The sequence below is a fragment of the Vibrio sp. V43_P6S15P86 genome, assembly GCF_009904725.1.
Lineage (GTDB): Bacteria > Pseudomonadota > Gammaproteobacteria > Enterobacterales > Vibrionaceae > Vibrio > Vibrio diabolicus.
This window is the reverse complement of sequence record NZ_WXWT01000382.1, coordinates 1-10,868: the sequence shown is the minus strand read 5'-3', so window position 1 is coordinate 10,868 and position 10,868 is coordinate 1. Positions and strand designations below refer to the sequence as shown.

Below are 10,868 nucleotides of genomic sequence, written 5' to 3'. Positions count from 1 at the left end.
CCGCTTATATGAACATGCAAGCGATCAGTGTTGTAACTATACACAATGTTACAATTTCGATCTCGTTAAATATTCGTCAGACAGGACTCATCTGACTAGTTTTCATCAATAAAAACGTAAAATTAGGCCTAATTATTTGTGGTGTGAATTTAGCCTTAATCTATTTATGGTTTAAATTTTCGCCTGGCTCGTTAAAGTAATGACATTTTACTTTTTAAAATTGAATGCAGGGAAATCAGCAGTGTTCGGTAGTCGTTTTGAAGATATTAATTTCAAAGGGGATGTATTTGGCGGGGTAACCACAGCGATTATCTCTCTTCCTTTGGCGTTAGCGTTCGGTGTTGCATCCGGTGCAGGGGCAGAAGCAGGCCTCTGGGGCGCAATAATGGTCGGTCTGTTTGCTTCGTTGTTTGGTGGTTCTAATACGTTAATATCAGAACCAACAGGGCCAATGACGGTAATCATGACCGCTGTATTAACCAGTATGATGGCGAAGTATCCAGAAACGGGCATGGCCATGACCTTCACGGTTGTTATGATGGCTGGTGCGTTCCAAATCCTATTAGGGACGTTAAAACTGGGTAAATACGTTACCTTGATGCCTTATAGCGTGATTTCGGGCTTTATGTCTGGCATAGGTGTGATTCTTATCATTCTGCAGTTATCGCCTTTGATGGGGCATGCCGCGCCTTCAGGGGGAGTACTCGGAACGTTATCTGCTTTGCCGGAGACCATCTCTAACCTTAAGTTCAGTGAGTTGTTTTTGGGACTACTGACTTTGGGGATTCTCTTTTTCTTCCCTAAGCAGTATCGAAAATATGTACCAGCGCAACTCGTGGCGTTGGTTGCGGTGACTTTGTTGTCTGTGATGCTCTTCGATACGGAAGATATTCGTCGTATCGGTGAAATCCCGGCTGGATTGCCTTCTCTTGTTGCGCCTCATATTGATCCAGATATGTTTGTTGAGATGGTTATTGATGCGCTGGTGCTCGGCACCTTAGGTTGTATCGACACTTTGTTAACGGCGGTTATCGGTGACTCCTTGACTCGTAAAGAGCACGACTCAGACAAAGAACTGCGAGGCCAAGGCCTTGCCAACATGATCTCAGGCTTGTTCGGTGCACTACCTGGCGCGGGTGCAACGATGGGCACGGTGACTAACATTCAAGTTGGGGCTCGTTCGCCATTGTCCGGTGTGATTCGTGCACTTATGCTTGCATTGGTCGTATTGGTTGCGGGTGGATTAACGGAGCCGATCCCAATGGCTGTGTTGGCTGGCATTGCAGTATATGTCGGCTTTAATATTTTGGATTGGAGTTTTATTCAACGAGCACACAAGGTTAGCTTTTCCGGAATGGCGGTAATGTATGGCGTTATGTTGCTCACAGTGTTCGTTGATCTTATCGTTGCCGTGGGCTTGGGCGTCTTTATTTCCAACATTATTATCATTGAGCGTCTGAGCCGAGAGCAGGCGAGACAAGTGAAAGCGATCAGCGACGCGGATGAAGACGATGTGCCGCTAACTGACAGCGAGCGTGGCTTGCTTGATCGCGCCAATGGCAAAGTACTGTTCTTTTATCTTTCGGGCCCAATGATCTTCAGTGTTTCTAAGGCAATTTCACGCCAGCACTCCAGTATTTCGGATTATGATGTGATGATTCTCGATCTTACCGATGTACCTATGATTGATGTTACTGTCGGTTTAGCGTTAGAAAACGCGATTAAAGATGCGCTTGATGCTAATTGTGCCGTGTATTTGTTGTGTCCAAATGAGCGCACGCGAGAACAGCTAGAAAAGTTCCACGTCATTGATCTTGTCCCAAATGACAATATGTACCAATTCCGTTATGAAGCATTAAATGCGGCGGTAGCACATGTCGAGGCGGACCAGTATCAGCGTATAACGGCGTAATCACTCTGATCGTTAAAAACGCAACAGCGTTCTGTTGCGTTTTTTATTCCCTAACTTTTCCTTACTTGCAGATAACCTTTACGTTGATAGGGACTATATTTCCAACATTATCGAAAGGTTTAATTGTAATCATCGTTATTCAACGATAAACTGATGGACCTCCAGTACAATACCCAAGGCGATTTCGTAGTAAACCGCTGATAAACATCGAGTCGGTATTAGTAATCACAAACAAACGGCAATCAAGACCTTATGTACGCATTAGAAATTGAACAGCTGCGCAAGACGTATGCAGGTGGCTTTGAGGCGTTAAAAGGTATTAGTCTCCAAGTGAAAAAGGGTGACTTCTACGCGCTTCTGGGTCCCAATGGTGCAGGAAAATCGACCACGATCGGCATCATCTCCTCCTTAGTGAACAAAACTTCTGGGACGACGAAAGTTTTCGGTTATGACATTGATACCGACCTTGAGTTGGCCAAACAGAATTTAGGCTTGGTGCCACAAGAGTTCAACTTCAACCAGTTTGAAACCGTTGAGCAAATTGTGATGCAGCAAGCGGGCTATTACGGTGTGTCTAAAGTATTAGCCAAAGAACGAGCTGAAAAGTACCTGAAAAAACTCGATTTATGGGAAAAACGTAAAGAGCGTGCCCGTAATTTATCTGGCGGAATGAAGCGCCGTTTGATGATCGCCCGAGCTTTGATGCATGAGCCGCAGTTGCTCATTTTGGATGAACCAACGGCTGGGGTGGACATTGAACTACGCCGCTCAATGTGGGAATTTCTGAAAGAGATCAACCAAGAGCAAGGGATTACGATTATTTTGACGACGCACTACCTAGAAGAAGCGGAGATGCTGTGTCGAAATATCGGCATTATTAACCGAGGTGAGTTGATCGAAAACACCACCATGAAGGCGTTGCTAGGTAAGTTAAGCGTCGAGACATTTATCCTAGACATTGAATCTGAAGGCGAGGTGCCTGAGCTTGAAGGCGTCAATCGACAAAGTATTGTTGATGGCTCTTTAGAGATAGAGCTAGATAAAAGCCAAGGATTGAATTCAGTGTTCAGTCAGTTAACAGAGCATGGTATTAGAGTTCTTTCAATGCGTAACAAAGCCAACCGACTGGAAGAGTTGTTTGTTAGCATTGTAAGAGAAGGGAGTAAGTAAATGTACGGTTTATATTGGACGGCATTTCGTAGCTTGCTGAGCAAAGAGATCACCCGTTTTACGCGTATTTGGGTGCAAACTTTAGTTCCGCCTGCAATCACAATGACACTGTATTTCATCATTTTCGGTAATCTTATTGGCTCTCGAATCGGTGAGATGAGCGGCTTTAGCTACATGGAGTACATAGTTCCAGGTTTGATCATGATGTCGGTGATCACCAATTCATACTCGAATGTGGCGTCTTCGTTCTTTAGTGCAAAACTACAGAAGAACATTGAAGAGCTGCTGGTGGCACCAGTGCCAAATTACGTGATCATTGCTGGATACGTAATGGGCGGTGTGACTCGAGGTTTGTTAGTAGGCGCTATTGTTACCTGTGTGTCTCTATTGTTTGTGGATCTGCAAGTTGAACACTGGGGCATTATTGTTGCGACCGTCTTCATGACATCCGTTGTATTTGCTCTAGGCGGACTGATCAATGCGGTCTATGCAAAAACGTTTGATGATATTTCGATCATTCCTACATTTGTGTTGACCCCGTTAACCTACTTGGGTGGTGTTTTTTATTCCATCAGCTTACTGCCTGAATTTTGGCAAGGTGTCTCTAAGATTAACCCAATCGTCTACATGGTGAATGCGTTCCGTTATGGTTTTTTAGGCGTATCGGATGTGGGTATTGTCACCTCATTCAGTGTGCTTGCGGTGTTTGTGATAGCGCTGTATGCCGTTGCTCATTACTTAGTAACGAAAGGTATTGGGCTAAGAAGCTAAGACTCTCCCACACAACAAAGAGCAGCGAATCATGCTGCTCTTTGGCATGCATAACAATACATACCCATACAATCTTTCAGTTTTTATCATGATAGGTTTCAATCATTTGTAATAAATGAGTGATCCTATGAATATTGTCCCGCCGCCGCCTTTCTCCTATCAGTTACTTAAGCCCAAATATTGGTCTGTATGGCTGGCATTTGGATCTTTAGCGATTCTTGTTAATGTACTGCCATACATAGTATTGCGAATCTTAGGTAGAAGCATCGGCTGTGTTGCGATGCATGTAATGAAGCGCCGACACAAGATCGCTCTGCGTAATCTCCAGCTGTGTTTCCCTGATTTTACGGATTGGCAATGTAAGGACGTAGTACGAAAAAACTTTCAATATACGGGAATGGCGATCATCGAAACGGGCATAGCGTGGTTTTGGCCAGACTGGCGGATTCGTCGGATAACCTCTACTGTTGGAAAAGATCGTTTACTCGCTGAGGAAAAGAATGGGCGTGGTGTGTTGGTGGTGTGCAGTCACCATTTAAACTTGGAGATAACCGCTCGTATTTTTAGCCAGTTTGCCAAAGGTTACGGTGTGTATCGCCCAAATTCGAATCCTGCTTATGAGTTTATTCAACATCGAGGTCGAACTCGTTTTGGGCATCAAATGATTGATCGAAAAGACGTGAAATCAATGCTCAAAGTTTTGAAAAATGGTCATCGACTTTGGTATTTGCCCGACCATGATTATGGCGTCAGCCATTCTGTTTTTGCGCCGTTCTTTGCTGTTGAACAAGCCGCGAGTACCGTGGGCTCTAGTGTGCTTATAGACGTAACAAAGTGTGCGGTCATATCTGGCGTCACAGTGAGCAAGAATCACCATTACACGTTGTATATTGGAAAAGATATCAGTGAGCGTTTCGAGAGGCGTAATGCGATTAAAGCGGCAAGTATCTTGAATCAAGAACTCGAGAAAATGATAAAACGTGATATTCCAGCGTGGATGTGGCTGCACAAGCGGTTTAAAACACGTCCAGAAGGATTAGATTGCGTCTATACGTAGAAACTAAAAAAGGTCGACTAAGAGTCGACCTTTTTACGTCTTGATGGCTCAGAGCTTACTCTGCGCTCTCTGAGTTTGTATTACTAGACTCTGCTTCTTCCTTCGCTTCGACAACCATATCTACCGTTTGGTTATCGATAAGACGAGCTTTGCCTAAGAACGCAGACATCAGAATGACGGCTTGTGTCGTTTCTGGCGTGATCACTTGTAAAGTACGAGCATCACGAATGAAGACCTCATCAGGGTGCAAACCTGCAGCTCGAAGTTGGTCGCTCGCATCTTCGATGATCGATGCGTAGTCATCACGGCCACCGCGAATGGCACTGCTGATCCAACGCATTGTACGAGCAAGCACTGGCGCACGTTGACGTTCGTCAAGTGTAAGCAGACCATTACGCGAGCTCATTGCTAAACCGTCCATTTCACGTACGGTTGGTACACCAATGATTTCAATGTCCATCGCAAGATCGACAACCATCTTGCGGATAACAGCAAGTTGTTGAAAATCTTTCTCACCAAAACAGGCCACATCTGGCTGAACGATGTTAAATAGCTTGTTTACGATGGTTGTGACGCCACGGAAATGACCAGGGCGTGAAGCCCCTTCTAAAATAGTCGATAGACCCGGAACATCAACAAACGTTTGTTTATCAAGCCCTTCAGGATAGATAACTTCTGGTGTCGGCGTAAATACCACATCGACCCCTTCAGAGGTTAACTTGCTTAAGTCTTCCTCTAGCGTACGCGGGTAATTATTTAAATCGTCTGCACGATCAAACTGCATCGGATTAACAAAGATGCTTACGACAACGATATCAGCGTATTCGCGTGCTTTACGCACTAAAGTTAAGTGACCTTCGTGAAGGTTGCCCATGGTTGGGACAAACGCAATTTTACGACCTTCACGTTTAAAGGCTTTAAGGTGTTCACGAACTGCTGAGATTTCCGCAAAAGTTTGCATGCATTTATCCTCTAGGCAATGGTATGAGCGTCGTCTGGGAATACACCGTTGGCTACATCTTCAATGTATTTAGCAACGGCTTTGCGCATATCACCTGTTTCAGCAAGAAAGTTTTTGGAGAATTTCGGCATGTAGTTGGCAGAGATACCGAACATATCATGCATCACGAGAATTTGACCATCTGTCACGTTACCAGCCCCAATACCGATAACAGGGACGTCGAGCACTTGCGTAATACGCTCAGCAAGCTCAGCAGGCACGCACTCTAGTAAGACGATTTGAGCGCCTGCTTCTTGCAGTGCTAACGCATCTTTCACCATGCGGTCCGCTTTTTCTTGATCGCGACCTTGGACTTTGTAACCACCAAAAATATTCACGGCTTGAGGAGTTAAACCAAGGTGAGCACAAACTGGAACCGAGCGTTCAGTGAGCATTTTTACAGTGTCGACTAACCAGTCACCACCTTCAATTTTCACCATATTGGCACCAGCACGCATCAGTGTAGCCGCATTTTCGCAAGCTTGCTCTGGCGTGGTGTAGCTCATGAATGGCATATCAGCCATCAACAAACAATTTGGGCTACCAGCGCGTACGCAACGAGTATGGTAAGCGATATCATCGACCGTTACTGGCAGAGTATCGTTGTGACCTTGCAAAACCATACCTAGAGAATCACCAACAAGAAGTACTGGCATTTCTTGGCTTTCAAACAGTTGGGCAAAGCTCGCATCATAAGCGGTTGAAGTAGCAAATTTACGACCTTCTTGCTTCCACTTGATTAGGTCGTTGATGGTCATTTTTTTCATGGTTTTATCCTTACTAGGAGTTGGCTATGACTGCCAGATACTGAGGCCGTTTCTATCTACTTGTTCCAGTAGTTTAGAGACCTCGGTCCCATCGGGGAGTTGTAAACTTGGTGCAATTTCCGCAAGAGGGTAGAGTACGAATTCACGCTCTTTCATTCCATAATGAGGAACGATCAGCCTCTCGGAATTAATCACCTCATTGCCATAAAGAACAATGTCGAGGTCCAAGGTTCTTGGTCCCCAACGTTCGTCTTTACGGACACGCCCTTGTTCTTGCTCAATGGCTTGTGTGCAATCGAGCAATTCAAGAGGCGTCAAACTGGTGTTAATCGACACAACCGCATTGATGTAATCCGGTTGGTTTTGTGGTCCCATTGGCGTGCTGCTGTATAGCGAAGAAGCCTGAACAAACTCTGATTTAGGCAGCGTTTTTAACGCTTCAATCGCTTGCTTCGCTTGGCTGACAGGATCAGCCAAGTTACTGCCTACCGCAATGTACGCTGTGATCATGACTTAGGCTTACTCTTTTTCTTGCGATAGGTTTTACGGCGGCGCTGACCACTCTTCGGTGATTGACCGTCTAGGTCGGCAGCCATTGCTTGACGCATTTCTCGGCCTGCATTTTGGAAAGTTTCCCACCACTTGGCAAGCTTCTGAGTGTCACCACCTTCAATTTCACCGCGCATTTCAAGAAAATCAAAGCCAGCTCTAAATTTATTGAGCTCCATAAGACGGAATGCACGTTTACCGTTACGTCGAGGAAGGCGCAGCTGCAGCTGCCAAATCTCGCGAATGGTTGCGGTGTGGCGTCTTGGAATGGCAATTGTACGAACTTGTTCATCAAGAATGATGTTACTCGCTTCCATAATAGCGTCGTAATGGCCTAGGTTGCGCTCTTCCATCAGTTCATCGGCTTTCGCACACAGTGGGTACCACAGCATTGCAGCAAACATAAATGCTGGATTGATGCGTTTCCCATCTTCGATGCGCATGTCGGTAGAATCTAGGACAAGATCCAACATTTGCTCAGTGTGAGAGGAGTAATCTTCTGTAAAGTGCGCTGCAATCGTCGGGAATAGCTGTTGGAATAAGTTGTACTCACGCAGTAGGTGGTAGGTTTCTAGGCCATGACCGGATTGCAATAACTTGAGTGACTCTTCAAAAAGACGCGCTGACGGAATGTCACCGAGCAACGGTGCCATGTGTTCGATTGGTGCCGCGGTGTCTTCTTCAATATCAAAGTCCAGTTTTACTGCGAAGCGAACTGCACGCAACATACGTACTGGGTCTTCACGGTAGCGTGTTTCTGGATCGCCAATCAGCCGAATGAGGCGATCTTCTAAATCCTCAATACCACGTGCGTAGTCGTGAATCGAGTAATCCGCGATGTTGTAGTACATCGAGTTAATCGTGAAATCACGGCGCTCAGCATCTTCATCGATGGTGCCGTAGACATTGTCACGCAGCAGCATTCCTTCTTTCGATTGCTGAGAGATGCTCTTATTCTTTTGCTCTTGGTGGTGACCGCGGAATGTCGCTACTTCAATGATATCTCGGCCAAACATAATATGAGCCAAGCGGAAGCGGCGACCAATCAAACGGCAGTTACGAAATAGCTGTTTGATCTGTTCCGGCGTTGCGTTGGTCGCAATGTCAAAATCTTTTGGTTTCTGTCCAAGCAGTAAGTCTCGAACCCCGCCACCCACAAGAAAAGCATCGAAACCAGCACCATTTAGGCGGTACAGTACCTTCAGTGCATTATCACTGATCTGCTTACGCGAAATGTTGTGCTCTTCACGAGTTATTACATTGAGAGCGAGCTCTGGAATAGTGGCAGGTTCGCTTGGTGTATAGTCGTTTGTATTCATGTGCATCTGGCAATAACTGGGTTTAGTCCAATCTTGCTTTGGTTAGTTTTTGCGCCTCTAGGGCCTAATTTGCGGCTAATGATAGCCTACACAATGCCATTTGAGAATCACGGTGTGATCTCGATCTCTGTTGGAAGCTGTTCCAAGCGCCAGTTTTCGCAGCCCCAACGAAGAATCTCTTCTATGTTGGCCGCTTTTATGGCTTCCGGTATCTCGAAGCCCAAAAATGTCATGGCGCGTAATAGAGTAGGCTTTGGTGTCTCTATATCAATAGCCGTCGCGTGATTTTGTTTCGACAGTTTATTGCCGTTGTTGTCCATCGCCAATGGTAAATGCAAGTAGCTGACTTCAGGCTGCCCAAGTATCTGGTACAGACTGATTTGACGCCCTGTTGGCTCGATTAAGTCTGCACCACGCACGACTTCGGTGACGCCTTGGTCGATGTCGTCCAATACTACCGCAAGATTATAAGCAAATAATCCATCTCGACGTTTAATAATGAAATCTTCATTAACGAGTTGCTCTGGAATCTTAATTGTTCCACGCTTCTGATCGAAGAAATGAGCGACAGGCTTGGTCATTTTTAGGCGAATCGCGCCGTCTTTCAAGTTTTTATCGCGGCAAGTGCCAGGATAAAACCCGCCATGCTCTTTAATTTGCTTTCGAGTACATTGGCAATAATAGGCCTCACCATTTTCGAGCCATGTGTTTATTTGGGCTTGGTAAAGGTCATGACGTTCACTCTGGTATACCACCTCTCCATCCCAATGCAGCTGGTAGGCTTTGATCGCATCTAGGATAAGTTGCGCCGCACCTGGCATTTCTCTTGGTGGGTCCAAGTCCTCAATACGTACTAACCAGGTTCCGTTGTGTGCTTTCGCTTGAAAATAGCTGCCAAGAGCGGCAATCAGTGAACCAAAATGTAAAGGACCAGAAGGAGATGGGGCGAATCGACCTACATAGCGTGTCATGCGTGTATCTCGAATTTAGTAAACAAATGGGATGCAAAGGTAGTCAAAACAAAAAGGGAGCCTGAGCTCCCTTCAATAATCATAATGCTTGGTTGATTAACCTTGCATTTGCTTCTCTTTGATTTCTGCAAGTGTTTTACAGTCAATACATAGGTCAGCGGTTGGACGTGCTTCAAGACGGCGAACGCCAATCTCTACGCCACAAGACTCACAGAAGCCAAAATCGTCTTCTTTGATTTTATCCAAAGTCTTTTCAATCTTCTTGATCAAACGGCGTTCGCGGTCGCGGTTACGCAGTTCTAGGCTGAACTCTTCCTCTTGAGAGGCGCGGTCAACTGGATCTGGGAAGTTTGCTGCTTCGTCCTGCATGTGGTGAACGGTACGATCCACTTCAGCTCTCAGCTGGTCGCGCCAAGCTGTTAAGATTTTCGTAAAGTGTTCAACCTGCTCTGGTGACATGTACTCTTCACCAGGTTTTTCCTGATATGGCTCCACGCCGGCAATGGCTAGGATGCCTATCGTTTTCTTCTTTGATTCTGGCATACAGCATCTCCTACTTACACCTAGTCAACTGCTACGCAGTCAATTTAAGGCGGGTATCTATAGCAAAAAGAGGCGGTGCAAGCAAATACTGAATCGCAAAGTTATCGTCAATGTGAAGACGACATCATTTTTTCTCTTAATTGATAAAATCAATAGCGGAAATCAGCTTCATTCCAGTATCGCTCAGTTCAGCTTTGTAGCAGAGAACTTCCACTCCAGCGTCTTGTGCTTGTTTGAGTAATAGTGAATATTTCGCGTCTATATGGTGCGCCGCGGATACTTTTTCAATACCTGAATGTAAAACAGTGAATAAAAGTATGGCTCTACTTCCATTTTGTGCCATTTCTGTGAGCTCTCTCAGGTGCTTTTGTCCCCGAGTCGTGACCGCATCTGGGAAGTATCCTTGTCCAGTAGAGTCGGTCTCATCAAGAAGAGTGACGCTTTTCACTTCTATATAGCACTTTGGCTTGCTGTCTGCGCTGAGCAAGATATCAATTCGGCTATTTTCATTACCGTATTTCACCTCAGTTTGAAGTGTGTCATAACCACAAAGCTCTGAAATGACATTATTTTCAATAGCCTCAACGGCCAGTTGGTTGGCGCGCGCGGTATTGATACAAATGCGGTGGCCTTGGTCGGTTTCACTCAACTCCCAACTATTGGGATATTTTCGTTTCGGGTTGTCGGAAGTGGAAAACCAAACTTTGTTTCCCGGTGTCGCACAACCTGTCATAGCGCCAGTGTTTGCGCAGTGGATAGTACGAATTTCACCGGTATCGAGTTTGATATCGGCAAGAAAGCGTTTATAG

The 10,868-nt window shown here is 45.5% G+C and carries 11 protein-coding genes; 4 read left to right on the top strand and 7 right to left on the bottom strand.

Annotated features, from left to right (window positions below):
- Positions 1-241 precede the first annotated feature (241 nt).
- The 4 genes from CAG69_RS17295 (at position 242) to CAG69_RS17280 (ending at position 4,910) form a co-directional block, all read left to right on the top strand.
- On the top strand, positions 242-1,912 hold the full coding sequence (locus CAG69_RS17295; RefSeq protein WP_046875129.1) for a SulP family inorganic anion transporter: 1,671 nt from the start codon (positions 242-244) through the stop codon (positions 1,910-1,912).
- Between the two features lie 252 nt (positions 1,913-2,164).
- Entirely contained in the window at positions 2,165-3,082 is a 918-nt protein-coding gene (locus CAG69_RS17290; RefSeq protein WP_047008973.1) for an ABC transporter ATP-binding protein, read from the top strand.
- Entirely contained in the window at positions 3,083-3,853 is a 771-nt protein-coding gene (locus tag CAG69_RS17285; protein WP_005396714.1) for an ABC transporter permease, read from the top strand.
- 127 nt (positions 3,854-3,980) lie between these two features.
- Positions 3,981-4,910: a Kdo(2)-lipid IV(A) acyltransferase gene (locus tag CAG69_RS17280; RefSeq protein ID WP_161445358.1), complete on the top strand. Its 930-nt coding sequence runs from the start codon at positions 3,981-3,983 to the stop codon at positions 4,908-4,910.
- 55 nt (positions 4,911-4,965) lie between these two features.
- Here the strand turns inward: CAG69_RS17280 and panC are convergent, their stop codons facing one another.
- The 7 genes from panC to sfsA form a co-directional block, all read right to left on the bottom strand.
- Entirely contained in the window at positions 4,966-5,871 is a 906-nt protein-coding gene (gene panC, locus CAG69_RS17275; RefSeq protein ID WP_161445356.1) for a pantoate--beta-alanine ligase, read from the bottom strand.
- Positions 5,872-5,882: 11 nt separating this feature from the next.
- Positions 5,883-6,677 carry a 3-methyl-2-oxobutanoate hydroxymethyltransferase gene (gene panB, locus CAG69_RS17270; RefSeq protein ID WP_005396718.1) on the bottom strand — a complete coding sequence of 265 codons (795 nt, stop codon included), beginning with the start codon at positions 6,675-6,677 and terminating at the stop codon, positions 5,883-5,885.
- A 24-nt stretch (positions 6,678-6,701) separates the two neighbouring features.
- Entirely contained in the window at positions 6,702-7,187 is a 486-nt protein-coding gene (gene folK, locus CAG69_RS17265) for a 2-amino-4-hydroxy-6-hydroxymethyldihydropteridine diphosphokinase (RefSeq protein WP_005396720.1), read from the bottom strand.
- Positions 7,184-8,551, bottom strand: a complete 1,368-nt coding sequence (gene pcnB / locus CAG69_RS17260) for a polynucleotide adenylyltransferase PcnB (RefSeq protein WP_046875073.1) — start codon at positions 8,549-8,551, stop codon at positions 7,184-7,186. The genes folK and pcnB overlap by 4 nt, the downstream gene beginning before the upstream one ends.
- A gap of 101 nt (positions 8,552-8,652) precedes the next feature.
- Positions 8,653-9,516 carry a tRNA glutamyl-Q(34) synthetase GluQRS gene (gene gluQRS / locus CAG69_RS17255; RefSeq protein WP_161445354.1) on the bottom strand — a complete coding sequence of 288 codons (864 nt, stop codon included), beginning with the start codon at positions 9,514-9,516 and terminating at the stop codon, positions 8,653-8,655.
- A gap of 96 nt (positions 9,517-9,612) precedes the next feature.
- Positions 9,613-10,059 (bottom strand): RNA polymerase-binding protein DksA, encoded by a 447-nt coding sequence (dksA, locus tag CAG69_RS17250; RefSeq protein ID WP_005386584.1) that lies wholly within the window; start codon positions 10,057-10,059, stop codon positions 9,613-9,615.
- A 136-nt stretch (positions 10,060-10,195) separates the two neighbouring features.
- The coding region (gene sfsA / locus CAG69_RS17245) for a DNA/RNA nuclease SfsA (protein WP_161445352.1) at positions 10,196-10,868 on the bottom strand (673 nt) is incomplete at its 5' end.